Below are 26341 nucleotides of genomic sequence, written 5' to 3' on the forward strand. Positions count from 1 at the left end.
CGGATTCGGGGGCTTCGTGCAGCAGAGGCGGGGGCGACAAATGCCCGGACGGGTCGACGGCGGAAAGATCTCTGCTCTCGAGGGCAGCCTGCTCGTGGTCAGTGCCATCCTACCCTGGGCGGTGCTGTTCATCCCGGTTCTCGCGATCGAGACGGCCGGTCAGGACGCTTGGCTCTCGTCCGTTCCGGCGACCCTTCTGGGTATCGGGGTGGCCTTCCTCGCCACCGCCCTGGCGCGCCGGTTTCCGGGCGAGACGCTCATCGGCTTCACGCTCAAGACCATGGGCAGACCGCTGGGATACCTCATCGGCGCGGCCTACGTCGTGTGGCTCACCTCCGTTGCAGCTCTCACCGCCCGGGGGTTCGGCGAGCTAATCACCACCATGATCCTTCCGCGGACGCCGATTTCCGTCGTGATCGGGGCCCTGATCGCGGTGGTTGCCACGAACGTCAGGGGCGGCATCGAGGTGATCGCCCGGGCCAACCAGGTGATCGTTCCGATCGTCGTCGCCTTCCTGGCGACCCTGGCGGTTCTTTCGTTCAAGGACGTGGACCCTCGAAACTGGCAACCGGTGCTCGAGCGCGGGCTTCTTCCCGTATTGCAGGGCCAATACATAGCCGGGGGCTTCTTTGGAGAGGTGATGGTCGCGGCCATCATGATCCTGCCCTTCCTGAATCGAAAGGCGGCGAGCCTGCGGGTCCTGGTGCTCCCTATCCTCGCCCTCGGACTCCTGATGATGGGCACGTCGCTCTGGTACGTGGGTGTCCTGGGGGCCGAGGTCGCCGGACGCCTCGTCTTCCTCCCCGTCGAAATAGCCAAGCACGTGAGCATCGCCAACTTCCTGGAGCGTCTGGAGGCGGTCTCCGTTTCCCTTTGGGTGACCGCGAGCTTCGCCAAGCTCAGCATCTGGTGTTACGGGGCGACCCTCGCGGCCGCAGAGCTCCTCCGATTGCAGGACTATCGCCCGCTTGCATGGCCTATCGGGCTGCTCGTCGGAGAACTCTCCGTGCTCTTCTTCAATGATCAGGCGGAGTTCTTTCGCTTCGTCCGCTGGTCGGCGACCCCGTACATGCTCGTCTTCGAAGCCGTCATCCCGCTCCTGCTCTTGGGCGTGGCCTCGGCCCGAGGAGCCCGCGGTCCCCGGCCAGGGACCGCCTCTACCTTGGAGGAACCACCCTCTCCCCCAAAGGTCTGAAAACGGCCTCGATCGCCTGGATCGGATTGGGAACGGGGAGGTCGAGAATCATGGCGAGGCCGAGGGCGACGGCCAAAGCCATGCCCACCGAGAAGGCGATCACCTCGCGCCGTCCTCCGCCGTATTTTCGGATGCGGGCGAGCTCGTACCAGAAGATCAGGCCCGATGCGATGAGAAAACCGGCAATCAGCACCCCTACTTCCCCTCCAGCATCTCCCTGAGATCGCCAGCGTCCAGCAGGCCACGCTCCTTCACGCCCAGAGGCTTGTCGCTGGCGCCCGTCCGGCGGATGAACGCCTGGATGTCCAGGTCCAGCTCGACCTCCGGAAACACCTGCTCCCAGCGGTGCTTCAGCTCTTCCCACCGCCGGGGGTCGGCGCGACGGACCGCCTCGCCGAAGCCGAACACGTCCGTGCGGAATCCCTTCTGGACCTTCTCGGAAGCCCTGCGAATGCGTTCGGCGACGGATTCGGCCACCTCTTGCTGGAGCAGCCTGATCACCGCCGGATCGCTCGCGTCCACGCCCGCCGCGTTCTCGCTGAGATCGCCCTCGGTGAAGACCTTGACCTGCATGACGACGCGGTCACCGTGAAACCGGGGCGTCAGCGTCGACTCGGCCCGGACCAGGTAGAAGCTCACCCGCCGCCGGGGATCTCCCAACGTCACCGTGATGGTGGCTCTCTGCAGCTCGTTCCGGAGCCACAGGACCCCCCGGGTCTCGACGTCATCGAGGAAGCCGACCAGACGGTCTCCCTTGAACAGTGCGGCCCCGGTGACCGCCGGCTGGGGCGGATCCTTCTGGATCATCGGCCCGGCGTTCCCGCCGTCCTGTGGCGCTTCGAGCATGCCCGGCTCCGCCGCGCCGCTGTGGACGACCTGCACCCTGGCGGCGATGGGCTCCTGGCCCTCGGCCGAGAGGGCCGCAGCGAAGTCCAGCACGGTCGTCATGACGCTGGTCCGGAAGCTCTGGATGTCCCGGATCGCCGTGGGGGTGATCGGCTGGAGCGGCGTCACCACCGCCAGCACGTCCTTCGCCCTTCCGGGAACCACGCCGATGACCGTTCGCAGTCGGGCCTCTCGCTGGCGCGAGAAGAACTCGATCACCGGGCTGACCCCCTCTCGGGCGAGGTCTTCACCGATGAGGATGACCGCGTTGTGGGCCCAGAAGAGCCGGCGCGACAGCTTCTCCTGCATGTACGACAGGGCGTCCGGCACCGTTCGTCCCTGAGTTGCCCTCGTGGTGGTCGGTGGGAGCTGCGCCCCTCCCCCGCCGGGAGAACTCGGCGGCGTGATACGCGCGGGAACGGCGAGGGCGATGGTCAGCTCCAACGAGTCGGGTCCGGCCCTGTCCAGCGCGACCCCGTTGACGATGGCCAGATCGTTCACCTCGGTACGGTCCCAACACCCGCCCGATGCGAGCGCCACGAGACTCAGCAGGGCCACGTGAGCAAGGCGGCGGAGGGCACGTACCTTCGGCGCCCGTCCAGAGGACGGGATGTCGCCTGAGATGATCATCACCCTTCCGCTCTCCCGGCCCCGTCATCCCGTGGGACCTGGTCGTCCTCGTACGGACCGCGTGGGGCTCTCGCCCGCTCAGGCTGCCGGCGGGGGTTGGCATGGCCCACGAGCCGCGGGCGAAGCCCCCGCAGCCAGATCGGGACCCGTAGCGCTGCGTCGGCCAGGTCCCCGGTGGTGAGCGGCGTGACGGGGGACAGGTAAGGAATGCCGAAGCTCCTGAGCCTGCAGAGGTGGACGAGGATGCCGAGGAGCCCGAGGATGATGCCGTACAGGCCCAGGGTGGCGGCCAGGAAGATCATCGGGAAGCGTATCAGTCGGATGGTGATCCCGAGGTTGAATCGGGGAAAGGTGAACGAGGCGATGCCCGTGAGCGCGACGATGATGACGACGGGAGCGCTGACGATTCCGGCCTGTACCGAGGCCTGGCCGATGACGAGGGCGCCGACGATGGTGACGGCCTGCCCGATGGGCTTGGGCAGCCGGATCCCTGCTTCCCGCAGCGCCTCGAAGGAGACTTCCATCATGAGGACTTCTACGATGGAGGGGAACGGGATGCCCTCCCGGGTCGCGGCCAGCGTGAGCAGCAGCGCGGTGGGGATCATCTCCTGATGGAACGTGGTGATCGCCACGTAGAGAGACGGGAGCAGGAGGGCGAGGAACGCGAAGAGGTACCGGAGCGCCCGAAGGGCCGTTCCGACGTAGAACCGCTCGTAGTAGTCCTCGCTGGCCTGCATGAGCCCGAACAGGGTCGTGGGAACGACCAGGGCGAAGGGCGAGCCGTCCACCAGGATCGCCACACGGCCCTCCAGAAGGTTGCCGGCCACGGCGTCGGGGCGTTCGGTGACCAGTGCCTGGGGGAACGGGGAGTAGGGGTAGTCCTCGATGAGCTCTTCGATGTAGGCGCTGTCGATGACACCGTCGATTCGGATGCCGGAGACCCGCCGCTGCACTTCCCGGACGAGCGTCTCCGGCGCGACGCCGCGGACGTAGGCGATCACCACGTCGGTTCGAGAGAGGTGCCCGACCCTCGAGCGGTCCAGCTTCAACTGCGGCGTCCGGATGCGCCGGCGGAGAAGGGCGGTGTTGGTGTTCAAGCTCTCGACGAACCCCTCGTGGGGGCCGCGGATGACGGACTCGCTCTCCGGCTCGTCCACGCTGCGGTGCTCGAAGGCGCGGGCGTTCAGGAGGGTGCCCGAGCTCTCCCCGTCGACGAGAAGGGCTGCATCTCCGTGGAGGATGCCGTCGGCCAGCTCGCTCACGGTCGTGACCTTCTTCACGTGGGAGAGCGCGACCGCATGCTGCTCGAGGATGCGGCCCACCTCCTCCCCGCCGGCGACGTGCGTGCGGATGGGAAACGCCTCGTAGAGGAGGGGCCTGAGGACCGAGTCGTCGAGTCGGGCCGAATCGAGCAGCCCGTCGAGATAGGCGATGGCCGCCTTCCTGCCCCCGGCGATGCGGAAGCTGCGGCAAACCCAGTCCGAAGAGCCGTGGAACAGCCGGTCCAAGGTACCCAAGTTCAGGTCGAGGCTCTCGCTGAGAGGGAGTTCCTCCAGGATCTCGGCGGCCGCTCGCAGGGCTTCGAGGCCTTCGGCCTGGTCCCGGTGAACGCCCGTGCGCTCCATGTCTTCCTCGTAGGGCGTGAGGATGCGGGGTCCGAGGCCTGTCTCGGCCGCGTCCCCGCGAAGGCCGGCGCCTCCGTCTTGGGAACCCGTCGAGGCGACAGAGCCGGCGGCTTCTCCTGACCGCTCCTCGTTCTGCGCGCCTGAAGCCTCGCTCTGGAACCGCCGCGGGTCGATCGGCCACGAACCTCCCAGACTCCACGGTCTCGCCCGTGGACCAGGCAAGACCTTGGGCACTTTGTGGGGCTTGTCTCACCGAGGAGAGGTCTGAAGAGAGTCTTTGCAGGACGGGCAGACACTATGTCTCAGGCACCCGGCGTTGGCGCCGCTCGGCGTCCAGACGAGCCTCAGCTGGGCTTCGCGCTTCTCTCGGCGGAACGTGCTGGAGCCGTGAAGGGTTGCCACGTGCTGCCGGAAAGAGGAGCGCCCCCGTGTCACGATTCGGGGTGCTGGGTCCGCCCGTAACCCTCGAAGCGTTCTCGGAGCCGCTCCAGCTCTTCCGGGGGAAGGGGCTCGGGGAAGCCCAGCTGCAGGGCCAGGAAGCTCACCTCGGCCACGTGCTCCACGGCCAGGGCTCGGTCGAAGGCCTCCTCCGGGGTGGCGCCCACGGCCAGCACACCGTGCCGCTCCAGAAGCACCGCCCCGTACCGGTCCGCCAGGGTCTCCACGGCGGAAGCCGCGAGCTCCGCGGTCCCGAAGGTGGCGTAGGGGGCCAGGGGCACCCGATCGCCCACGGCCGCCACCATGTAGTGGAAGGGCGGGATCTCCCGCCCGGCGGTGGCGAAGGCAGAGGCGTAACGGCTGTGGGTGTGCACCACGCCGCCTACGTCGGGCCGGCGGCGGTAGACCTCCAGGTGCATGGGCGTCTCGGAGGAGGGCCGGCGGGCGCCTTCCAGACGTTCGCCGTCCGGTGCCAGCAGGGCCAGGTCGCCGGGCGCCATCTCCTGGTACGGAACGCCGCTGGGGGTGATCAGGACCCCCGACGGCGTGCGCATGCTCAGGTTGCCGCCGGTGCCCGAGACGAGCCGCTCCTCCAGCAGGCGTCGCCCCAGGGCCACCAGCCGGCGCCTGGGTTCTTGGTCGTCACGCATCGTCGATCACCGCCCTCCCTCCACGACCGAATCCGCACGGCAGGTGAGACAGTCCCAGGGCGGCAGCCATCGGGGAGCTGCGCACGGGTGCGGCCGTGGCCACCTGACCTCCATTCTAGTCCAGTGAAGCGAGGAATGGAAAGGCGATCACGCGCAGGAAGGGGGAGGCAGAGGCGGTCGCTCGAGCCGGGGTTCCCCTGACGCCGGAGGCGGTCTAGAGCCGGGCTCGTGCCTGCATCACCTTCTCCACGTGGCGGGCGGAGATCCGCTGGACCGTGCTGGCGGGGCGGGAGGGGCCCGCGTTGTAGTAGGCGACGGCCAGACGCACGTCACCGCCGGCCAGCTGGAGCATCATGGCCAGGTAGCGGGTGCCCAGGTCCACGTTCTCCCGCCAGTCCCACGGATCCCGGCCGCCCAGGGCCCGGAAGGTGGACGGCATGACCTGCATGGGTCCCACCTCACCCCGGCGGCCCAGGGCCCGTACGTTCCAGTCGGACTCGGTCTGCCCCACGGCCACCACCAGCATGGGATCCACGCCGTAACGGCGGCTGGAGCGGTCCACCTGCGCGGCCAGGGCCCAGGGATCCACGCGGCTCTGGGATCCCAGCCGGGCTGCGATGGGGCGGATCCGCTCGAAGTAGGCCTCGTACTCCCGCAGCCGCTTCTCGGTGGAGCGCAGCGTCGATTGGAGCCTTTCCAGCTCCGCCTGCTTCGCCTCGGCCTCGGCGCGGCTTGCCTCCAGCGCTTGCTCGGAGAGGCGGATGATGGCCTGCTGGCCCGCCAGAGCCCAACTGAAGAGGACGCAAAGAAAGAGGATGGCCCCCCACAGGGCATGGGGGCGTTTCGTGCTCCGCATGGGCCTGCCTCCCTCCGGGACAAGTCTATTTCGGAGGGATGGGGGGCAGAACGCCCCACGCGCTTGGGATGACGGGGGAGGGGGACGTGGCAGGGCTGAATCCGCCCAGGGTGAGCTCTCAGGGAGGCAGCTCGGGCTCGTCGCCCCGGATGAGGCCGGGGTCAGGGGAGAGGCGGGGGAAGGGTGGGGGAGGCTCCAGCGGGCTGAGGCCGGGCCCGGCGAGGGCTTGCTGCGCCAGCCGAGTCCAGCGGCTGGCCTGGTGCAGGATCTCTTCCACGTCCAGGCCCAGGTGGTGCGGGCGGTAGGGCTCCAGGCGGGTGCGTGCCTTCGCCATCTGCTTCACCACACCCGCCGGGTTGGCCCGCTGGGCGTGGACGAAGGCCGAAGCGTAGATGATGAGGCCCTGGTAGAAGGGGCTCCGGTTCCGCCGCCAGGCGCCCTCCAGGACCTCGTGGCTCTCCCAGAAGAGCTCCTGGTTGAAGAGCTCCAGGAAGCGCAGGAACTCGGCCTGGAAGCGGCTCGCTCCGCTCACCCGGACCGCCCCCTCGTCAGCGTGACCCCATGGGCCCCCCCCCCCCCCCGGCCGTCTACTCGCCCAGGACCTTGATGATCACCCGCTTCTTCCGCTGCCCGTCCCACTCGCCGTAGAAGACCCGCTGCCAGGGCCCGAAGTCCAGCCGACCCTCGGTGACGGGGACGATCACCTCGTGCCCCAGGGTGAGGCTGCGCAGGTGTGCGGCGCCGTTGTCCTCGCCGGTGCGGTTGTGGAGGTAGTCGTCGCCCCGGGATGGGTGATGGTCCCATGGGGCCACGTGGCCCTCGAGCCAGTCGAGGATGTCCTGCCAGAGGCCGCTCTCGTGGTCGTTGACGAAGACGGAGGCGGTGATGTGCATGGCGCTCACCAGCACCATCCCCTCGCGCACGCCGGACTTCTCGAGCGCCCCCTGCACCCGGTCCGTGATGTCGATGATCTCCTGCCGCTTGCGGGTGTTGAAGGTGAGGTACTCGGTGTGGCTCTTCATGACGGGCGCTCCCTCCGGGCTGGGGTCTCCAGTCAGCCTGCGCGGAGGGAGTTTTCCCCGAAGGGTGGCGGACTCCTGCCAGGGGAGCTTCTCGTCGGGCTGCCGCGGCGCTTCGTACCGCGGCGCCCGTGCCGACCGTGCGGCCGGAGCAGGGAACGATCCTGGAGCGGTCGAAGGCAACGGGGTACGGCTCGAGAGCAGCACGTGGCGCCAATGGCGCCGCCCCCACGCGCGTGTGGGTGAACCGGAGGCGAGCAGGTTGCGGATCGGAGTGGTGGGGGTGGGGGCCGTGGGAGGTTTCTTCGGGTGCCTCCTCAGCCGGGCGGCGGCCGAGGTGACCCTTCTGGCGCGGGGGGCGCACCTGGAGGCCATCCGGCGCGACGGGTTGCGGGTGCGGAGCCCCCTGGCCGCCGACGACGGGGGAGAGTGGGTGGCCCGGCCCGCCGCCACGGACGATCCGGCCCTGGCCGGCCCCCAGGATCTGATCCTCTTCGCCGTGAAGAGCTACGACACCGAGGAGGTCGCCCGCATCATGGCCCCCATGGTGGCGTCCGAGACGACGATCCTTTGCCTTCAGAACGGCGTCGACAACGAGGCGAAGCTGGCGGCGCTCTACGGTGAGGATCGGGTGCTGCCGGGCGTGGTCTACATCGGGGCGGAGCGGGTGGCACCCGGGCTCATCGAGCACCGGGCCCGGGGCGAGATCCTCTTCGGAGAGGCCGCGGGCGGGCGCAGCGAGCGGGTCGAGCGCATCCGGCAGGTGCTGGCGGCCGCGGGCATCCAGGTGCATGCGGTGGACGACATCCGCTCCGCCAAGTGGGAGAAGTTCCTCTTCAACGTGGGGCTCAACGCCTTCAGCGCCCTCACCGGGGGCACGGCGGCCCGCCTGGTGGCCACCCCGGCGGCCCGGTGGGTCTTCGAGACCAGCCTGGGGGAGGCCCTGGCCGTGGCCCGGGCGAGCGGGGTGGACCTGGGCGAGGACGTGATCGAGCGGCTGGTGCGGACGGCTTCCGCCATGCACGTGACCAGCTCTATGGAGCAGGACCTGAGCCACGGAAGGCCCCTGGAGCTCGACACCTTCAACGGGTACGTCGTCCGGGAGGGCCGCCGCCTGGGGCTGGAGACCCCGGTGAACGCCACCCTCTACGGGGTGATGGAGGTGCGGGCGGAGGTGGGTCGGGGCTAGGTGCAAGGGCTTGCGCCCGCCCGAGCCCTCTGGTACCATAACGTCAGCGATACCCGGGCCGAAGTGGCGGAATGGCAGACGCGGGCGACTCAAAATCGTCTGGGGCAACCCATGCGGGTTCGACTCCCGCCTTCGGCACCAAGCCCTTAACCCCCAGGGGGTACCGAAACCGCTCTGTAGCGGGCCTCCTGGGGGTCTTTTCTTCCTCCCCGCGCCAACCCCCAGATCACCGATCCGAACGTCATCTTCGTGGGGCAGCGGATCTGCCCCGGGGAACTGCGTCACGGTACGGGCGGTCAACCTGGCCCAGGGTACCTTCGGTCCCATCGTGCTGGCGGCCATGGTGCGGGAGTGCCGGGGACCTGCGTGACGGTTGCCATGGCTCGGCATGGCCCGCCAGGTGACCGTTTCCACGCGGCGCCGGTGTCGCCGGACCAGGGAGCACGGCAGGGAGGACGGTTTCTGGGGAGCGCGCGCTCCCGCACCCTCAAGCCGTTCCCGCGCCCCGCCGAAGCAAGGAGACGGGGAGGTGGCGGCACCCGCCGCCCGGGACACGGGCCTGATTCGGTGGCCCCTCGGGCGGCGGGTGCCGATGCCACGCGGGGAGTGGGGGTCGGAGCCATGGGCAAGCCGGTTTTCACAGAAACGACGGGCAGGTTCGACGAAGGGACCCAAGCCGACGGGGCCGTTCCTGGCGGGGGGGCCTGGGCGGACGGCGCCGCGGGAGAGCGGGGCGACGGCGCAGCCAGCGGTCCCCCCACCCTTCACGCTCCCCGCCGCGGCCGCCTGGGCCTGGGCCGGAGGCTCGGCGCCCAGTCGCTCGCCCGGCAGATGGTGCTGGGCTTCACGGTGGTCATGGCGGGGTTCGTCTTCTTCGGCGCAGGGACCCTCTACCTCCTGGGCCAGTTGGGCTCTGGGCTCGATCGCCTCTTGGAGCAGAGCCGGGCCACCGCCGCGCTGGCCCGCGTCCAGCAATCGCTCGCGGTGATGGAGGCGGACCTGCAGGCCAAGCAGGCCGCCTTCGACCTCCTGGAGACCATGGATCTGAAGATCTCGGCCTTCTCGGCCGAGGCCCGGCGGATCGCGAGCGAAGGGGTTCCCGCCGTCACCCGCTACCTTTCGGAGGATCAGGCCGCCCGTCTGGAGCAGGCGGCCCGCTCGGCCGCCGGAGCCCTGGCCGGGCTTGGCGTCGAGGCCCCTCGCGCCCGCAAGCTCGACGGCCTCACCCGGGCGGGCGAGGCTTTCGACCTGCTGACGGGTGCGGTCCGGAGCGCAGGCGTGGAGCTCGCCCAGGCAGGGGACGGGGTGTGGACCGAGCAGATGCGCCTGGAGCAGGTGGGACGCTGGGCCGCGGCCGCCATCCTGGGTGTGGGCCTCCTCATGGCCGTGGCCGTGACGCTTCTCTTCCTCCGCCGGCTGCGGAGCACCGTGCACCGCCTGCGGACCCTGTCGGATGAGTCGGCCGGGGGCTCTGCCCGGGCGGAGAAGGCCGTGGAGGAGCTGGGAGTGTTCGGACAGGAGCTCTCGGGAACCTTCGCCGAGATGAAGCGCTCCTTCGACGAGGTGGCGGCGGGCAGCCGCTCGGCGGCCGACGGTGCGGCGCGCATCACCGAAGCCATGGGGCGCACGGCCGAAGAGGCGGCCGCCCTGGAGCAGGCCGCCGCCGAGGCCCGGGATCTGGCCGCACGCTCGGGTGAGGCCGTGGAGGCCACCGCCGGCGAGGTGGGGCGGGGCCGGCAGGGAGCGGGCGCGATGGTGGAGGCCGTGCGCCAGGCCAGCACCGAGGCGGTGGAGGTGCACGGCCTGGTGGCCTCGTTCGCGGAGCAGATGGGCCGCATCAGCGAGATCCTGGACACCATGGAGGCCATCGCCGCCCAGACCAACCTGCTCGCCCTCAACGCGGCCATCGAGGCGGCGCGGGCGGGCGAGCAGGGCCGGGGGTTCGCGGTGGTGGCGGCCGAGGTGCGCAAACTGGCCAGCGAGAGCGGAGCGGCAGCAGGTCAGATCCGGCAGATCGCCGGACAGGTGGAAGGTGCCACGCGCCAGGTGGTTCAGGCGGTGCAGGGCATCGCCTCGGGGATCGATGCCGTGGAGGAGCGGGCGAAGGAGGTGGCCGGCGCCCTGGAGGCGGTGGCGGCCACCTTCGACGAGCTGAAGCGGAACGTGATGACAGTCCAGGAGACGGCCACCTCCCAGTTCGAGCAGGTGGCCCGGGTGAGCCGCCGCACCGAAGAGGTGGTAGCCACCACCCAGGAGATCGTGGCCCAGTTCGAGGAGACAGGCGCCGCCCTGGAAGGCCTCACCGATCGGGTGCATCATCTGGAGGCCGGGGCCGCCAGGCTCGCCGCCCGGCTGCAGGAGCTGAGGGGGGTGGCCGAGAATCAGGCCGAGGCCGCCCGAGCCGTTCACGGGCAGGTGGGGGATCTCGCCTGAGGCTGCGAGCGAGCCATCGACTCGGACCTGAGGATGCAAGGCGTTGCCAGATCGTCGCTCCCGCACGTATTCTCCCCTGGACACCCTAGATGTAGGTTACTAGATTGTTAACGGGTCCATATCTTGTGGATCCGGGGCCGGCCCGGTGTCGTCGCGACAAGGCGGACTCCGGGGCTGGACGCGAACGTGCGTTTGCTGTATGCTGAAGGGGAGACGGTTGCGGGGCCGGCACCGGCTGCTACCGGGCGTGGCGCGGTCTCGCCGCACTGGGAGGAAGACGGCATGGAGCTCACCCCCAATGCCCGAACGGTGTTGGAGCACCGCTACCTGCGGCGCGAGGGCGGCCGCATCGTGGAGACGCCGGAAGAGCTCTTCCGGCGGGTGGCGCACAACCTCGCGTCCGTGGACGGTGAGGTGTACGGCAAGGACGCAGACGAGGTGCGGGCCCTCGAGGAACGCTTCTACCGGTTCATGACGGAGCTGGAGTTCCTCCCCAACTCGCCCACGCTGATGAACGCGGGGCTCGCCCTACAGCAACTGTCCGCCTGCTACGTCCTCCCTGTGGAGGATTCCCTCGAGGGCATCTTCGACAGCCTGAAGGCGGCGGCGCTGATTCACCAGTCCGGAGGAGGCTGCGTGGCCGGTGACTCGCTGGTACACACCACCTTCTGCGGCCTGGAGGAGATCGAGACCCTGTACCAGCGCGTGGCTGCCACGGGCTGCCACGCCGAGGATCGCGGAGACCATCGGGTGATGGATGTGGGGCACCTGGGCATCCGCACCCTGGCCGTGGACCCGCGAACCGGACGGTTTGAGGCTAAGCGGATCACCCATTTGTGGGAATGGGACGTGCCCTCCGACGCCCAGGTGACCGTGCGCGGCTCCGACGGGAGCGAGGTGACGACCAGTGCCTGGCACCCCTTCTACGTCTTCGACGGCAAGGGCCTGGTGGAGCGGCGGGCCGATCAGCTCCGCAAGGGCGACATCTTGCTGACGGCCAACGCGTCGTGCCGGGAAAGCTGGCCCTTCACCGAGTATCGTTCGGTGGGCGGCTTGATCCTGGACGAGGAGATGGGCTGGCTCCTGGGATACTTCCTCGGAGATGGCTCCCTCGATATCGTCCACGACCGGCAAGCAGGCTCCACTGCGCCTCGTATCCGATTCGTCGACGGCCGGCGGGATTCGATCGACTACGCCGCGAGCGTGCTTTCCAGACTCGGGGTGAAGGTCACCCCCCACAGGGACGGGCGCGGTCCGTTCAGGTTGTCTGCGACCCTACGGTCCTTCACGGAGCCTTTCGTCAAGCTGGCCCAGGTTCAGCCTGGGGCGCAGCGCAACCTTACCCTCCCGGAGATGGTCGGCAAGTCGCCTCTCAGCGTGGTGGCTGCCTTTCTGGGGGGCCTGGTGGACGCGGACGGACACGTAAACGTGAGCCACCGGCGGGTGGAGGTCTTCACCATCCACCACGACCTCGCCAGGCGGTTGATGGGCCTGCTGAGCACCCTGGGTTTCGATCCGACCCTCAGGGTCAAGAAGCCGCATGGGAAGGCGCTTCGCCAGGGCTATGCGGTGGAGCTCGCGAGCGGCAAGAAGGCGCATGAACTGGTGGAGTTGATCAGGCCGTGGGTCCACGACCCGCTGAAGGCGGAGCGGCTGGGCCAGCTCACGATGGCCGTGCGGCACAATACCCGGCTCAACCTGCCGATCCCGTTCGAGTGGGTGCGAGACCTCCTCGACGCAGCGGGTGTGCAGGTGTACACCACATCGATCCATCGGGGGCCGCTGCAGGTCGGCCGGCACCGGATCCGGCTCCACCCCACGCGCCGGGGCCTAGGCATCGACGAGCAGAAGCTCCGCGAGCTCGTTGCGGCCCTGCGCGAGGTGCTCCCCGCGGAATACGACGCGCGGCTCGAATTGCTCGATCGCCTAGCCAACGGATGGACGACGGTGGAGGACGTTCGGCTCAACCGGGAGCCAAGACGCTTCTACGACTTCACGGTGGACGGGTACAACAACTATCTGGCAGGGGCCGGAAAGATGTGGGTCGTGCACAACACCGGCTTCTCCTTCAGCCGCCTCCGCCCCCAGGGTTCCCCGGTGCACACCTCGGGCGGGGTGGCCAGCGGTCCCGTCTCCTTCATGAAGGTCTTCGACGCGGCCACCCACTCCATCAAGCAGGGCGGGAAGCGGCGGGGCGCCAACATGGGGATCCTGCGGGTGGACCACCCGGACATCCTCCAGTTCATCACGTGCAAGGCGTCCGGAGTCGACGTGACCAACTTCAACATCTCCGTGGCCGTGACCGACGCGTTCATGGAGGCGCTGGAGGCCGACGGCGAGTACGACCTGGTCAACCCGAGCGACGGGCGGGTGGTGGGCCGCTTGCGGGCCCGGGACGTCTGGGAGATGATGGCCGAGAACGCGTGGCGGAACGGCGACCCAGGCGTGGTCTTCATCGACCGGATCAACCGGGAGAACCCCAACCGCCACGCAGAGGTCATCGAAGCGACCAACCCCTGCGTCACCGGCGACACCTGGGTGCAGACGAGCGAGGGCCCGCGCCAGGTGCGCGAGCTCCTGGGCCGCCCCTTCTTCGCCCGGGTGGACGGGAAGGACGTGCCCTCAGGGCCGGTGGGTTTCTTCGTCACGGGAACCAAGCCTGTCGTGCGGCTCCGCACCGCGGAGGGGCACACGCTCAAGCTGACCCCGGACCACCGGCTCCGCCGGGTGAGCCGGGTGACCCCTTGGGGCATCGAGAGCACCTGGTGCGAGGCACGGGACCTGCAGCCGGGCGACCTGGTGCTGCTTCACGACCACAACGCCGCCCCGACGTGGGCGGGTTCCCACACCTTCGAGGAAGGGTACCTGGCGGGACTGCTGGTGGCGGGGGGCACGCTGCTCGCGGATGCGGCCGAGCTCTTGGTTACGAGCCCCGCGGCCGTCGCCAACGGGACCGACTCCCAACAGGGGGAGGCGGCCGCCGCCATGGCCCGTGCCGTGGAGCAGGCGGCCAGGACCTTGCCCGAGCCGGGCGGCTTCCCCGGGTGGAGCCCGCCGGCCGCCGGGACGCGGCGGGTACGGCTGGCCTCTCTCAAGGCCCTCGCGACGGGGCTGGGGTTGGCTACGGGCCGAAGGGGGATCACCCCCCAGGTGGAACGCGCATCCAGCGCGTTCTACCGGGGCTTCCTCCGGGGCCTCTTCGACATCCACGCAACCCTGGAGGGCTCCGAGAATGGGGTCCTGCGGGTGCGTCTCCATCTGCCCGACCCGGCCCAGGCCCCAGGAGTCCAGCGGATGCTGCTGCGAATGGGCATCGCCTCGCGCCTGGCCAGGCGCCCGCACGATGGGGCGCGCCGGAAGGGCGCGGCCGGAGAGGCTCGTCTCGCGACCCGAGGCGCTACGGCTTCGGAGCTGGTGGTGACGGGCGAGAACGTGGAGCGCTTCGCCACGCGGGTCGGCTTCAGCGACCCGGGCCGCCAGATCAGGCTGGGGCGCCTGCTGCGGGATCGCCGGCAGCGTCCGGCCCGGGAGCCTTTCGTGGCCCGCGTGGAGCGGGTGGAGCCGGCGGGCGTCGAGGACGTCTTCGACGTCCAGGTGCCCGGCATCCACGCCTTCGACGCGAACGGCTTCGTCGCCCACAACTGCGGCGAGCAACCCCTTCCGCCCTACGGTAGCTGCAACCTGGGCTCGATCAACCTTGCCCGCTTCGTCCGGGAGCCCTTCACCGAGCAGGCCGGCGTGGACTGGGAGAGGCTCGGCGAGGCGACGCGCCTGGCCACCCACTTCCTGGACAACGTCATCGACGCCAACCGGTACCCGCTGCCCGAGATCCGGGAGAAGTCGCTTCAGGACCGGCGGATCGGCCTGGGCGTGATGGGCTGGGCCGACCTCCTGGCCCAGATGGGCATTCCCTACGACTCCGAGGCGGCGGTGGCCAAGGCCAGCGAGGTGATGGGGTTCATCGAGCGGGAGGCCATTGAAGCGTCGAAGCGCCTGGCCGAGGAGCGGGGCGTCTACCCCTTGTGGAAGGGGTCCGTCTGGGAAGAGCGCGGCCTGCGGGTGCGGAACGCCACCCTCACCACCATTGCCCCCACGGGCACCATCAGCATCATCGCAGGGGCCTCCAGCGGCATCGAGCCCTTCTTCAGCCTGGCCTTCACCCGGCACGTGCTGGACGGCGAGACGCTGAAGGAAGTGAACCCGCTCCTGGAGCAGGTCGCCCGGATGCGGGGCTTCTGGAGCGAGGAGCTGGCGCAGCGGGTCGCGGAGAAGGGCAACGTGGACGGGCTGGAAGAGGTTCCCGAGGACGTCCGGCGGGCCTTCGTGACCGCCCACCAGATCGAGCCGGAGTGGCACGTGCGCATGCAGGCGGCCTTCCAGGCGCACGTCCACAGCGCGGTGAGCAAGACGGTCAACTTCCCGCACTCGGCCACGCCTCAGGACGTGGAGCACGTCTACCGGCTGGCCTGGGAACTGGGCTGCAAGGGCGTCACCATCTACCGCGACGGCTCGCGGGCGGGCCAGGTGCTCACCGTGGGCACCGGCGAGCAGGAGTCGCTCGAGGCTCGGGAGGCCGTCGAGGCGGTCGCAGACGCCGAGGCGGAGCCGGATGCGGCCGGTTCCACAGGACAGAAGGTCAACGGAAGCTGGGGGCACATCCACCCCATCTCCCGGCCGGCCCGGCTCCACGGCATCACCGACGCCCGGCAGACGCCGTTGGGCAAGCTCTTCCTGACCCTCAACCTGCTGGGTGACCACCCCATCGAGCTCTTCGCCCAGATCGGCAAGGCGGGAAGCGACGTGAGCGCCTTCACCGAGGCCATCGCCCGCCTCGTCTCCCTGGCGCTGCGGAGCGGCATCGACCCCCACGAGATCGTCCACCAGCTGGAGGGCATCGGGGGGAGCCGCTCCGTGGGCTTCGGCCCCGGCCGGGTTCGCTCGGTTCCCGACGCCATCGGGCGCTTCATCGCCGACTACCTGCGGGAGCGGGAGGAAGGGCGCGAGAGCAGCCGGCCCCGGCCGGCGGGGTCGGTGACCGGCAGCGCTGCAGGGGCCGGGCCGGCAGCACCGGCAGCAGAGGAAGGCGCCGAGGGGCTACGGCTTCGGTTACCCTCCGGAGAGGGTGAGGTGCCCCAGAGCTCGCCATCCAGGGATCCGGTCGCCACGGCCACCGAGGCAGTGGGGAGCCCAGTGGCTCCGTCTCCGGCCTCGCAGAACGGCCACACGGGTCCGAAGAAGGCTGCGCCGGTGCGCTCGGACCTCTGTCCCCAGTGCGGCATGGATGCCCTGGTACACGAGGAGGGCTGCCTGAAGTGCATGAGCTGCGGCTTCTCCGAGTGCTGAGACAGCCGCATCCGGCCTGACCGCCTGATCCACGCCAAGGTGCCCGGGATCTCGGTCCCGGGCGCCGCGCGTGACGGGATACCTGGCAGGCCCCATTCAACCCGCGAGTACGCCGGCCGGACCACGGGCACCAGGGCTGTGCTATAATCCATCCGAGGAGCCCGAGGGTGGGTGGTCAACCGTGGCCCGGGAGCACGAGCGGTACGCATCCTATGCCGCCGCCTGGAAGCGAAGAATCGACGAGCGAGAGGCCGAGAGGCGGTCGCGGTACCACGAGGCGCTTGCGGACGCGCACCGGCTGGCCGCGTTCCTGGCCGAGCAGCCTGGGGTACGGCGGGTCTGGCTCTTTGGCTCGGTTCTCCGCCCGGACGACTTCCGCTTGGACTCCGACCTGGACCTGGCGGTTGAGGGCCTTGGAGCGAGCCGGTTTTTCTGGGTCGCTTCCCGGTTGCAGGAACGAACCGAGTTCGCCGTGGACCTGGTAGCATGGGAGGACGCCACCGAAGCGCTTCGCGCCGCGATCAGGACGGAGGGAGCGTTGCTCCATGGACGAGCACCGGAAACAGAGCCAGCGTCTCCGCCGCCTCAAGGAGGAGATCCGAGCCGAGCTCGCCGAACTCGAGGAGGTGGTGCGCACCGGTGATGAACTCACGCGAGGTATGGGCGTTGCCGTGCCCGACGAGCTCCGAAGAAGGGGCTTGGCCACCTTCCTGCAAGACTTCTACACGGGCTGCGAGCGCATCTTTCAGCGCATCGCCGAGGAATTCGACGGGGGCGCGCCCAGCAGCAGCGACTGGCACCGCCGCCTGCTCAACCAGATGGCCCGCACCGTTGAGGGCTTTCGCCCTGCCGTCCTGAGCGAACCCGCCACCCAGACGCTCGACGAGTACCTGCGTTTTCGGCACCTCTTCCGTAACCTGTATGGGCGCCACCTGGACTGGGAACGGATGCGCCCTCTGCTCGCCGCTCTGCCTGGAGCCTTCAGGACCGTTCGGGGCGAGATCGAATCGTTCTTCAGGTTCATCGACCGCCTGGTAGAGGTCCATGCCCGCTCAGCGGACGAGACCACGGAAGACCAGGACGAGGGGGCCGCCAGCCCCGGCCAGGGTCCTGTTTAGCGACGACCGCCTCTGTGGCGAACGCAACGGGCTCGCGCCGTCTTGGCACGGGGGCGTGGCTTGAAGCACCACCCTTGCGCGGTGGGTCGCGGGGCAGAAGGAGTTTGGCTTCGGAGACAATAAAGAACACGAAAAGCTCATACACCTAACACCGGGGGAGGATCGCCCGTGAAGAGGGCCGAGCGGGTCGCAAGCCGCCTCCGAGCTTTCCGGGAGGCTCGGGGGCTGACGCAGGAGCAGCTGGCGCGCCTCTCGGGGCTCACCCGACAGACCGTGAGCGCGGTGGAGCAGGAAAGGGCATCGGTTTCCGCGGCCTCGGCGCTCCGCCTGGCCCGGGCGCTCGGCTGCACGGTGGAGGAGCTCTTCGCCCTGGAGGCTCCTGTGGGGGTCACCGCCCGGTGGGCGGGCGCGGAGGCACATCTCGTCCCTGGGCAACGGATCTTCGTCGTCCAGCAGGCGGAAGGGTTCGTGGCCCTTCCCCTGGAGCGGGAGATCTGGTCCCTGCCGGCCGACGGGCGGGTGGACGCGGTGGCGCGTGACGGGACGGTGGCGGTGGACCTCTGGCGCCGGCCCGCCGGGGAGGGCGCCCGTGCCATCCTCGCCGGATGCGATCCGGCGCTGCCCCTGCTGGGCCAGAGTGTGACCGCTCAGGGACGCGGGTTTGGGGTGGCGTGGCGGAACGCCACCAGCGGCCAGGCGCTGAGGCTGCTCGCCCAGGGCCTGGTGGCCGTGGCGGGCGTGCACCTGCTGGAAGAGGAGAGCGGGGAGTACAACCTCCCCTTCGTGCGGGCGGCCCTCAGCGGCCAGGCGGTGCGGCTCGTGCACCTGGCCTACGTCCACGAGGGGTTGGCGGTGACGCCCGGCAATCCGCTGGGCATCCGGGGGCCGGAGGACCTGGCTCGGCCGGGAGTCCGCTTCGTCAACCGGCCTCGGGGCTCGGGGGCCCGGGCGCTCCTGGACCGCGAGCTCCGCCGGGCGGGTATACCGGCGTCGGCGGTCCTCGAATACGAGCGTGAGCTCCCCGGGCACCTGGATGTGGCCAGGGCCGTGGCCCTGGGGCTGGCCGACGCGTGCGTGACCACCGAATCGGCCGCTGTCTTGCTGGGCCTCGCCTTCGTGCCTCTGGCCCGGGAGCGCTACGATCTGGCGGTTGCAGGCTCCTGCCTGGAGTGGCCGGTGGTGCGCGCCCTGCTGGACGTCCTGCACGAGACGGCCTTCCGGCGGGAGCTGGCGGCCCTGGGTCCCTACGAGGTGGGGGAGACCGGGAGGGAGCTGGCCCGCCTGGAGGCGGCGTGACATCAGGAGGTGAGCCGATGGGAGCCAAGGGACGGAGCGCGTGGCCGGTACGGTTGGGACGAGGGGCGTTCGCGGCGCTGGCCGTGGCAGCCCTCGGGGTGGCGACGGTGCTGGCAGGGGCCTCTGCGGCCAAGAGCGCCGCCGGTAGCCGGGAGACCGTCACCGTCTTCGCCGCGGCCTCGTTGCATGAGGCGTTCCGGGAGCTGGGTCGGCGGTTCGAGGCGGCCCATCCGGGAACCAGGGTGGTTTTCAGCTTTGCAGGAACCCAGGTGCTCCGGGCACAGATCGGCCAGGGTGCCCCGGCGGACGTCTTCGCCTCGGCCGACGAGGAGCACATGCAGGCGGCGGAGGAGGAGGGTCTCATCGTTCCGCCGGCGGAGCTCTTCGCCCGGAACCGCCTGGTGGTCATCGTGCCGGCGGAGAACCCCGCGGGCATTGAGGACCTTCGGGATTTGGCTCATGACGGGGTGAAGCTGGTGCTGGCCCACTCCGACGTCCCCGCTGGCCGCTACGGCCGCGGGGTGCTGGAAGCCCTGGGCACAGACCCGAGGTTCGGCGAGGGTTACCCGGCGCGGGTGCTGGGCCGGCTGGTCTCGGAGGAGACGAACGTGCGCCAGGTGGTGGCCAAGGTGCAGCTGGGCGAGGCGGACGCGGGCATCGTCTACGCGACCGACGTGACGCCCGCCGTGCGGGATGCGCTGCGGGTGATCGAGATCCCCGCGGCTTTCAACGTCGTCGCCCGATACCCCATCGCCGTCGTGCGCGGGGCACCCAACCCCGAATGGGCCGAGGCTTTCGTGAGGTACGTCCTCTCGCCGCAGGGACAAGCGGTGCTCCAGGCGTTCGGATTCGGACCGGGGGACGAGCCCCGTGGCTGAACCCGCCCCCAACGCATGGGTTCGGGAGGCGAGCCCGGCGGCCCGCCGCAAGGGCGTTGGGGCGCCGGGGGGCTGGACGCTGGGCGCCCTGGCCGGGCTGCTGGTGGCCTTCTTCGCCCTTCCCCTGGCCGCGCTGGCGTGGAAGGCCGCCGGATCCTCCGCGTTCTGGCCCATCCTCACCCGTCCTCTGGTGATGCAGGCGCTCCGCCTCAGCCTGGTGACCACCGGGGTGACGCTCCTGGCCTCGCTCGCGGCCGGGACGCCGCTTGCCTACCTGCTCGCCCGCCGTCGATTCCGGGGGCGGTGGGTGGTGGAGGTGGTCACCGAGCTTCCCATCGTGCTCCCGCCGGTGGTGGCCGGCGTGGGCCTCCTGACGGCGTTCGGGCGGAAGGGGCTCCTCGGCTCGACCCTGAACCTGCTGGGGGTGCAGCTTCCCTTCAGCACCGCGGCGGTGGTCCTCGCGCAGCTCTTCGTGGCCGCACCGTACTACGTGCGGAGCGCCGCAGGCGGATTCGAGGGCGTCGACCGGGAGGTGGAAGAGGCGGCGGCGGTGGATGGCGCCTCACCCGCGCAGGTGCTCCGTTACGTGACCATGCCCCTGGCCGCCTCGGCCCTGGGCGCTGGCGCGGTCCTCACGTGGGCCCGAGCGCTTTCCGAGTTCGGGGCGACCCTCATGTTCGCAGGCAACTTCCTCGGACGCACCCAGACCATGCCTCTGGCCATCATGTCCGCCATGGAGACGGATCTGGACGCCGCGGTCGCCCTGGCCGTGCTCCTGGTGGGGGGCGCGGCCGCCGTGCTGGCCGCCTCCCGCCTTCTCACCCGTGCAGCGTCACACCGTGGAGCAACATCCCCAGGCAGAGGCCGGCCAGATCCCGGGGTTCCGCAGCCTTCCGCTCGATGAGGACGTCGAGAAGCAGAGCATGGCTCATCCCCATCACGGCCACGGCCACCCGGTCGGGTGGGGCGGAGGGGTCGAAGAGGCCTGCCGCACCGCGGGGACGACCGGAAGGTGGAAGAGGGCCCAGCCGTCGGGGCCTCCGTGGATGGAGCATCCGGTCGCGGGTCCGGCTAGAAGAGGCTCCGCACCATCGGGTTGGCCCCGGGCTGAAGGGTGAGCCACACGAAGCCCACCAGGGCCACCGAGGCCACCACGGCCGCTCCCAGCGCCCCGGGGCGCCCGGAGCGGGCCAGGTCCAGCGGGGAGGGGCCGGGTGCGCCGGCCACGAATCCGGCCGCGAAGCCGCCCACCAGGCCTCCCAGGTGGCCCCAGACGTCGATGCGCGGCAGCACGAAGGTGATGAAGACGTTGAGGAGCAGGATGCCGAGAACCCACTGGCGGAGCTCGGCGGGTACCACTCGAGGGCGCTGCCAGCGGGCGTAGAGGATGTACCCCATCAGGCCGAAGATGGCCCCGGAGGCGCCGACGCTGAGGGTGAGGGGCGAGAAGTAGAGGCTGGCGGCCGAGCCCATCAGGGCGCTGATGAGGTAGACCAGCAGGAAGCGGCGGGCGCCCAGCATGTTCTCGACGACGGGCCCGATGATGTAAATGGAGAACGCGTTGGTGGCCAGGTGCATGAGGCCGGCGTGAAGGAAGGCGGAGGTGATCAGCCGGTACCACTGCCCGCCCCAGATCGCGGGGCCGTACTTGGCCCCGGCGCGCAGGAGCCAGCCGCCGGTCAGCATGTCAAGGACGAAGATGGCGGCGATCACGACCAGCAGGGTCTGGGTCATGCTCCGGCCACCTCCCAGGCGCACGGGGCGGCGGGGCCGGGACAGGGGGGAGTCGGGGTCCGCCTCCGATCGCTGCAGGCGCTGCCACCGCCGGTTGAGGTCGCTCTCGACGCGGTCCAGCCGGGCGAGCTCCGCCCGGAGGGCCCGCTCCCGCAGGGGCAACGCCGCCCTGCGGGCCTCGATCTGGCGCCTGAGGAGCTCGACCTCCTCCTCGGGAGAACGCTCACCGGGTGCGAGGTCGACTTCGCCCGGCACGCCCGCCTCCTGGGCGGCGCCATCGAAGGAGGGATCGGGCAGGCCCGCGATGGGGTCGGGCTCGCCCAGCCGCTCGGCCAGGCGGGTGACCTCCCGCCGGCGCTCCACCACCTCCACTTCACGCAGGTTGAGCCGGATCTCCTCCCGTGAGATCTGGCGGTCCTGCTCTTCCAGTTGCCTCCGCTGGCGCTCGATCCATCCCCGGCGAAGGCGGCTCCCCATGGAATCGGCCACGAACGCCCCTCCTTCTGCTGAGGGTATTCTACCACAGGGGTCTGGATGAGGCGAAGCGGGGACGGGTCAGGCGGCCCGCCGTACGGGCATTGGGCAGAGCAAGCCGGGGACGCTGGAACATACCGGAGACGGGCGGGAACACGAAGCCGGGCGGGCCCGTGGGGGTCCGCCCGGCGGCGAGGCCTGCGAGGAGGAGCGGTAGGGCGACGGCTGGCATCGCCGCCTCCCCCTGGCCGCCTGCTAGCCCTCGGGGAAGAGGTAGCGCTCCAGGATCTGCCCGGCGGCCTCCGATTGGGCCAGCTCCTGGGCGCGGCCCCAGTCGCCGTCCAGCAGCGCCCGGGTGAGCTCCGCAGGCAGCTGCAGGTAATCGCTGAGCGCCGTGGAGAGCCGGTCCTTGCCGAGGCCGGTGAGGGAGCTCCAATCCTCCTGGAGGATCGCCTCGGCCTCGAAGGGGGTGGCGCCCCGCTCGACCATCAGGTCGTAGAGGGAGAGGCGGAGCTCCTGGCCGGCCCGGCCCCAGTCGCCTGCGACCAGGGCGGAGAGCTGTTCCTTGGTGAGGATCTGCCGGGCCAGGTCCTTGGCCTCGTCGGTCACCCGGGCTGCCGGCGAGGGAGCCTCGGCCTCCACGATGCGGGCCCGGCCGTAGGCATCGGCGACGACCCGTACCGGCACCTCCGTGGTGAGGGAACCGGCGTCGGCCAGCCGGCCGGCTTGCACCAGGCGGGCGTCGGAGGGCAGGATGAGGCTGCGGGTGCCCTTCTCGGTCTTCAACACCAGGCTCTGGCTCTCGGCGTCGGCCTGGGTGAGGGTGCCGTCAAGCACCTCGAGCTTCAGGGAGCGGGCCACCATGTAGGCCGTCTCGGCCCGGGTGGCTGCCTGCGAGGGCTCGAAGCGGTCGCGCACGTAGGGGGGCAGGATGCCCTCCTGGTGGGCGGTCTCGGCGGCGTTGAAGGCCCAGTGGTCCGCGGGTACGTCCCTGAAGGTGGCCTGCCAGCCCGAGCGGTTGGGCAGGTCGGCCGTGAGGTCGTGGAGCCGGTCCACCGCCCGCTGCACCATCGCGACCATCTCGGCCCGGGTGATCTTCTCCGAGGGCCGGAAGGTCCCGTCGGGGTAGCCCTTGATGATGCCTGCCACCGTGAGCTTGCTCACCGCGTCCCGGGCCCAGTGGTCCTTCATGTCCCGGAAGCTCGGCGCCTGCTCGGCCGGTGGCAGCTCGTACGCCCGGGCCAGGACGGTGGCGAACTCGGCCCGGGTGATGGGCCGCTCGGCCTTGAAGCTGCCGTCGGGATAGCCGGTGATGACCCGCTGGTCGGCCAGGTCGCGGATCTCGCGCTCGGCCCAGTGGCCCTCCACGTCGGAAAGCTCTTCCTTGGCCTCGCCAGGCAGGGTGAGGGGGCGCAGCCCGCCCACCAGCAGGGCCGCAACGGCCAGGAGGAGTACCATGACACGGAAACGTCGCACGTTGCATGCCTCCCTGGTCCCCCAACCGTCCGGCGGTGAGGGCCCACGTCAGCCATGAACTGGCTGGCCAGGCAGGATGGGGATGGGATCCATCCTCCTGTGCCTGGTGAGGGTTCGTTCCCCCTCCGGAGGACCCTTCAAGCAATGTGCGGCGCGGATGCCAGGAAAGACCGGCCGCGCCGGCCCGCGCCGGTCCTGCCGGGGAGCGGTGCGGGAGGGTTTACCTGGGGGGCGTGGAATAAGGGACGTGGCCTGGAGGGCGGGGCCGTCCACGTGGGCTGCAGGAAGCGCTCCCCACGGGCATGGGGGGATCCAGTCATGGCGGAAGGGACCGGACGAGGGACCGGCGAGGGCACCCTGGTGCTGGTGGATGCGCACAGCCTCATCCACCGGGCGTACCACGCCCTGCCGCCCCTGCGGACCCGAGACGGGCAGCCCACCCAGGCGGTCTACGGCTTCACCGCCATGCTCATCAAGCTCCTGCAGGAGGAGCGTCCCGAGTACGTGGCCGTCTCCTTCGACCTCCAGGGCCCCACCTTCCGGCACCAGGCCTTCGCCGGGTACAAGGCCCAGCGCCCATCCATGGACGACGAGCTGGCGAGCCAGATCCCCCTGGTGTATCAGGTGGTGGAGAGCCTCCGCCTGCCGGTCCACCAGTTGGAGGGCTTCGAGGCCGACGACTGCCTGGGCACGCTGGCCCGCCAGGGCGAGGCCTTGGGCCTGCGGGTGCTGCTCCTCACGGGCGACCGGGACCTCCTCCAGCTCGTGGACGGCTCCGTTTCGGCCCTCTTGACACGTAAGGGCCTCAGCGAGCTGGAACGGCTGGACCCGCCGGGCGTGGAACGGCTGCTGGGGGTGCCGCCTGAGAAGGTGACCGACTACAAGGCCCTGGTGGGCGATCCTTCCGACAACATCCCCGGCGTTCCGGGGGTCGGACCCAAGACGGCGGCGCGCCTGCTCGCGCAGTACGGCAGCCTCGAGGCGGTGCTGGACCACGCCGCTGAGGTCGCGGGGCGCACGGGCCAGGCCCTCCGGGAGAACCGGGAGGCCGCCCTCCAGGGGAAGATGCTCACCACCATCCGCTGCGACCTCCCGCTGGAGCTGGACCTGGACCGCTGCCGCGTGCGTCCCCCCGAGGCCGGCCCGGTGCGCGACCTCTTCCACCGCCTGGAGTTCACCTCACTCCTGCACCGGCTGGGCGTTCTCTTTCCCGGGGCGGGCCTCGATGGCGCAGGAGCGGAAGGCGGCGGCACCGGGGGCGCAGGCGAGGGGAAGGAGGGGGAGGCGACGGGCCCCGGGCGGAGCCCGGAAGCCCAGGCGACGGTCCTGGCCGACGGCGCGGCCCTGGCCCGCTGGCTGGAGGATCTGCCCCCCGGGGAACCCGTGGCGGTCGAGTGGCTGGCCGACGGGCCGGACGCCCTGGCAGCTCCCCTGGTGGGGGTGTCCGTGGGCCGGCCCGGCGAGGTGGCCTACCTACCCTTGGACAAGGGCGCACGGAACGGCTTGGAGGCCCTGGGCGAGCTCCTCGCGAGCGGGCGGATCAAGTGGGTCCACGACCTGAAGCGCCAAATCCACCTGGGCCGCCGCCTGGGGCTGGAGCTGAAGCCTCCCGCCTTCGACCTCCTGCTGGCCGGCTACCTCCTGCGGCCGGGCGAGGGACGCTACGATCCGGGGGACCTGGCCAGGCGCTGGCTCGACGACGAGCTGCCGCTCCTGCAGGAAGAGGTGGAAGGGCGCGGCAAGAAGCTGGAACCCCTGGCAACGGTTCCGCCCGAGCGGCTGGCCGGCCGGCTCGCGGCGCGGCTGCGCCGGTACGGGGCCCTGGCCCACCGGCTGGAGGCCGAGATGGAGCAGGACGGCCTGCTCTCCCTCTTCCGGGAGGTGGAGCTGCCCCTGGCCTGGGTGCTGGCGGGCATGGAGGAGCGGGGCGTCCGGGTGGACCCCGAGGTGCTCCGGCGGTTGAGCGACGAGCTGGACGGCCGCATCGAGGCGCTGGCCGAAGGGGTCTACGGCATCGCGGGGGAGCGGTTCAACCTCAACTCCCCCAAGCAGCTGGGCGTGATCCTCTTCGAGCGGCTGGGCCTGCCCGTTCTCCAACGGACCAAGACGGGCCCCTCCACCTCGGCCGAGGTGCTGGAGGAGCTGGCCGACCAGCACGAGGTCGCGGCGCTCATCCTGGTCCACCGCCAGCTCGTGAAGCTGAAGGGCACCTACATCGACGCCCTCCCGGAGCTGATCCGCCCCGGGACGGGCCGGGTCCACACCACCTTCCACCAGACGGTCGCGGCCACGGGGAGGCTCTCCAGCTCGGATCCCAACCTCCAGAACATCCCCATCCGGACGGGTGAGGGCGAGAAGATCCGGGCCGCCTTCGTGCCGGGCGAGCCGGGCTGGGTCCTGCTGGCCGCCGACTACTCGCAGATCGAGCTCAGGGTGCTGGCCCACATCTCGGGCGACCCGGGGCTGATCGATGCCTTTCGCAGCGGCATGGACATCCACACCCGCACCGCGGCCGAGGTCTTCGGGGTTGCCCCCGAGCAGGTGTCGTCCTCCATGCGCACCGCCGCCAAGGCCATCAACTTCGGGATCGTCTACGGCATCTCGAGCTACGGCCTGGCCCGGGGCACGGGCCTCTCCCGGGCCGAGGCCCAGGCGTACATCGACGGCTACTTCGCCCGTTACCCCGGGGTGAGGCGGTACATGGACGAGGTGGTGGAGCAGGCGCGCCGGGAAGGGTACGTCACCACCCTCCTGGGGCGCCGCCGGTACCTGCCGGACCTGCTGGCCCGCGACCGGACCCGGCGCGCCTTCGCCGAGCGAACCGCCATGAACACGCCCATCCAGGGGAGCGCGGCCGACATCATCAAGCTGGCCATGCTCCGGGTGGACGAGCGCCTGCGGCAAGCGGGCCACCAAGCCCGGATGCTCCTGCAGGTCCACGACGAGCTGGTCTTCGAGTGCCCACAGGAGGAGGTGGCAGGGGTGGCCGGGCTGGTGCGGGAGGCCATGGAAGGGGTGGTCTCCCTGGAGGTTCCCCTCCGGGCGGAGGTGGAGGCGGGGCCCAACTGGCTCGAGACGCGCCCCGTGGCCGATTCCTGAGCT

At 70.5% G+C, this 26341-nt stretch carries 20 protein-coding genes and 1 tRNA gene; 11 read left to right on the forward strand and 10 right to left on the reverse strand.

What is annotated here, in order from left to right:
- Positions 1-40: 40 nt before the first annotated feature.
- Complete coding sequence (locus tag LIP_RS06815; protein ID WP_068136026.1) at positions 41-1195, forward strand: GerAB/ArcD/ProY family transporter; 1155 nt, start codon at positions 41-43, stop codon at positions 1193-1195.
- On the opposite strand, the gene LIP_RS06820 is transcribed toward LIP_RS06815, so the two are convergent.
- The 7 genes from LIP_RS06820 to LIP_RS06850 form a co-directional block, all read right to left on the reverse strand.
- The gene (locus tag LIP_RS06820) at positions 1158-1388 is read right to left on the reverse strand and encodes a hypothetical protein (protein WP_068136029.1); all 231 of its coding nucleotides are present in this window, start codon (positions 1386-1388) and stop codon (positions 1158-1160) included. The two genes, LIP_RS06815 and LIP_RS06820, sit on opposite strands and share 38 nt — an antisense overlap.
- 2 nt (positions 1389-1390) lie before the next feature.
- Entirely contained in the window at positions 1391-2710 is a 1320-nt protein-coding gene (locus LIP_RS06825) for a Ger(x)C family spore germination protein (protein WP_231699402.1), read from the reverse strand.
- A complete protein-coding gene (locus tag LIP_RS06830) occupies positions 2710-4335 on the reverse strand; it encodes a spore germination protein (RefSeq protein ID WP_068136034.1) in 1626 nt (541 codons plus the stop codon). The genes LIP_RS06825 and LIP_RS06830 overlap by 1 nt, the downstream gene beginning before the upstream one ends.
- A gap of 431 nt (positions 4336-4766) precedes the next feature.
- Complete coding sequence (locus tag LIP_RS06835) at positions 4767-5423, reverse strand: class II aldolase/adducin family protein (protein ID WP_068136037.1); 657 nt, start codon at positions 5421-5423, stop codon at positions 4767-4769.
- 214 nt (positions 5424-5637) lie between these two features.
- Positions 5638-6279, reverse strand: coding sequence for a lytic transglycosylase domain-containing protein (locus LIP_RS06840; protein WP_068136041.1), 642 nt, complete (start codon positions 6277-6279; stop codon positions 5638-5640).
- A 118-nt stretch (positions 6280-6397) separates the two neighbouring features.
- Positions 6398-6811, reverse strand: a complete 414-nt coding sequence (locus LIP_RS06845; protein WP_068136044.1) for a DUF309 domain-containing protein — start codon at positions 6809-6811, stop codon at positions 6398-6400.
- Positions 6812-6866: 55 nt separating this feature from the next.
- Positions 6867-7301 carry a secondary thiamine-phosphate synthase enzyme YjbQ gene (locus LIP_RS06850; protein ID WP_068136047.1) on the reverse strand — a complete coding sequence of 145 codons (435 nt, stop codon included), beginning with the start codon at positions 7299-7301 and terminating at the stop codon, positions 6867-6869.
- 259 nt (positions 7302-7560) lie between these two features.
- On the opposite strand from LIP_RS06850, the gene LIP_RS06855 reads away from it, so the two are divergent.
- The 9 genes from LIP_RS06855 to LIP_RS06890 all read left to right on the forward strand — a co-directional run bounded on the left by LIP_RS06855 (position 7561) and on the right by LIP_RS06890 (position 20459).
- Positions 7561-8487 carry a 2-dehydropantoate 2-reductase gene (locus LIP_RS06855; protein WP_068136050.1) on the forward strand — a complete coding sequence of 309 codons (927 nt, stop codon included), beginning with the start codon at positions 7561-7563 and terminating at the stop codon, positions 8485-8487.
- 57 nt (positions 8488-8544) lie between these two features.
- Positions 8545-8628: transfer RNA gene (locus LIP_RS06860), tRNA-Leu, on the forward strand.
- Between the two features lie 480 nt (positions 8629-9108).
- Complete coding sequence (locus LIP_RS06865) at positions 9109-10920, forward strand: methyl-accepting chemotaxis protein (protein ID WP_068136052.1); 1812 nt, start codon at positions 9109-9111, stop codon at positions 10918-10920.
- Positions 10921-11202: 282 nt separating this feature from the next.
- On the forward strand, positions 11203-16263 hold the full coding sequence (locus LIP_RS06870) for an LAGLIDADG family homing endonuclease (protein WP_068136057.1): 5061 nt from the start codon (positions 11203-11205) through the stop codon (positions 16261-16263).
- A gap of 181 nt (positions 16264-16444) precedes the next feature.
- Complete coding sequence (locus LIP_RS20465; RefSeq protein ID WP_158509585.1) at positions 16445-16906, forward strand: nucleotidyltransferase family protein; 462 nt, start codon at positions 16445-16447, stop codon at positions 16904-16906.
- Positions 16809-17381 carry a ribonuclease toxin HepT-like protein gene (locus LIP_RS06875; RefSeq protein ID WP_068136060.1) on the forward strand — a complete coding sequence of 191 codons (573 nt, stop codon included), beginning with the start codon at positions 16809-16811 and terminating at the stop codon, positions 17379-17381. Before LIP_RS20465 ends, LIP_RS06875 begins: the two co-directional genes overlap by 98 nt.
- A 168-nt stretch (positions 17382-17549) precedes the next feature.
- On the forward strand, positions 17550-18677 hold the full coding sequence (locus LIP_RS06880) for a substrate-binding domain-containing protein (RefSeq protein WP_068136063.1): 1128 nt from the start codon (positions 17550-17552) through the stop codon (positions 18675-18677).
- Positions 18678-18694: 17 nt separating this feature from the next.
- Positions 18695-19555, forward strand: a complete 861-nt coding sequence (gene modA / locus LIP_RS06885; protein ID WP_082725981.1) for a molybdate ABC transporter substrate-binding protein — start codon at positions 18695-18697, stop codon at positions 19553-19555.
- The gene (locus LIP_RS06890; RefSeq protein WP_082725982.1) at positions 19548-20459 is read left to right on the forward strand and encodes an ABC transporter permease; all 912 of its coding nucleotides are present in this window, start codon (positions 19548-19550) and stop codon (positions 20457-20459) included. Before modA ends, LIP_RS06890 begins: the two co-directional genes overlap by 8 nt.
- Before the next feature lie 167 nt (positions 20460-20626).
- On the opposite strand, the gene LIP_RS06895 is transcribed toward LIP_RS06890, so the two are convergent.
- Genes LIP_RS06895 through LIP_RS06900 form a run of 3 tightly spaced genes read right to left on the reverse strand, consistent with a single transcriptional unit; the run spans position 20627 to position 23239 of the window.
- Positions 20627-21778, reverse strand: coding sequence for a rhomboid family intramembrane serine protease (locus LIP_RS06895; protein ID WP_068136066.1), 1152 nt, complete (start codon positions 21776-21778; stop codon positions 20627-20629).
- Positions 21779-21806: 28 nt separating this feature from the next.
- Positions 21807-21995 carry a hypothetical protein gene (locus LIP_RS18465; protein WP_144440375.1) on the reverse strand — a complete coding sequence of 63 codons (189 nt, stop codon included), beginning with the start codon at positions 21993-21995 and terminating at the stop codon, positions 21807-21809.
- A gap of 23 nt (positions 21996-22018) precedes the next feature.
- A complete protein-coding gene (locus LIP_RS06900; protein WP_144440376.1) occupies positions 22019-23239 on the reverse strand; it encodes an S-layer homology domain-containing protein in 1221 nt (406 codons plus the stop codon).
- 318 nt (positions 23240-23557) lie between these two features.
- Between LIP_RS06900 and polA the strand changes: the two genes are divergently transcribed.
- A complete protein-coding gene (polA, locus tag LIP_RS06905) occupies positions 23558-26338 on the forward strand; it encodes a DNA polymerase I (RefSeq protein ID WP_068136071.1) in 2781 nt (926 codons plus the stop codon).
- The last annotated feature ends 3 nt before the right edge of the window (positions 26339-26341 follow it).

The organism is Limnochorda pilosa (assembly GCF_001544015.1).
Lineage (GTDB): Bacteria > Bacillota > Limnochordia > Limnochordales > Limnochordaceae > Limnochorda > Limnochorda pilosa.

What these genes read in the sequence shown, in the direction of transcription:
- LIP_RS06815 (WP_068136026.1), top strand. Translation starts at nt 41, where the DNA reads ATGCCCGGACGGGTCGACGGCGGAAAGATCTCTGCTCTCGAGGGCAGC.
- LIP_RS06825 (WP_231699402.1), bottom strand. Translation starts at nt 2,710, where the DNA reads ATGATCATCTCAGGCGACATCCCGTCCTCTGGACGGGCGCCGAAGGTA.
- LIP_RS06830 (WP_068136034.1), bottom strand. Translation starts at nt 4,335, where the DNA reads ATGGAGCGCACGGGCGTTCACCGGGACCAGGCCGAAGGCCTCGAAGCC.
- LIP_RS06835 (WP_068136037.1), bottom strand. Translation starts at nt 5,423, where the DNA reads ATGCGTGACGACCAAGAACCCAGGCGCCGGCTGGTGGCCCTGGGGCGA.
- LIP_RS06840 (WP_068136041.1), bottom strand. Translation starts at nt 6,279, where the DNA reads ATGCGGAGCACGAAACGCCCCCATGCCCTGTGGGGGGCCATCCTCTTT.
- LIP_RS06850 (WP_068136047.1), bottom strand. Translation starts at nt 7,301, where the DNA reads ATGAAGAGCCACACCGAGTACCTCACCTTCAACACCCGCAAGCGGCAG.
- LIP_RS06865 (WP_068136052.1), top strand. Translation starts at nt 9,109, where the DNA reads ATGGGCAAGCCGGTTTTCACAGAAACGACGGGCAGGTTCGACGAAGGG.
- LIP_RS06870 (WP_068136057.1), top strand. Translation starts at nt 11,203, where the DNA reads ATGGAGCTCACCCCCAATGCCCGAACGGTGTTGGAGCACCGCTACCTG.
- LIP_RS06875 (WP_068136060.1), top strand. Translation starts at nt 16,809, where the DNA reads ATGGACGAGCACCGGAAACAGAGCCAGCGTCTCCGCCGCCTCAAGGAG.
- modA (WP_082725981.1), top strand. Translation starts at nt 18,695, where the DNA reads ATGGGAGCCAAGGGACGGAGCGCGTGGCCGGTACGGTTGGGACGAGGG.
- LIP_RS18465 (WP_144440375.1), bottom strand. Translation starts at nt 21,995, where the DNA reads ATGCCAGCCGTCGCCCTACCGCTCCTCCTCGCAGGCCTCGCCGCCGGG.
- polA (WP_068136071.1), top strand. Translation starts at nt 23,558, where the DNA reads ATGGCGGAAGGGACCGGACGAGGGACCGGCGAGGGCACCCTGGTGCTG.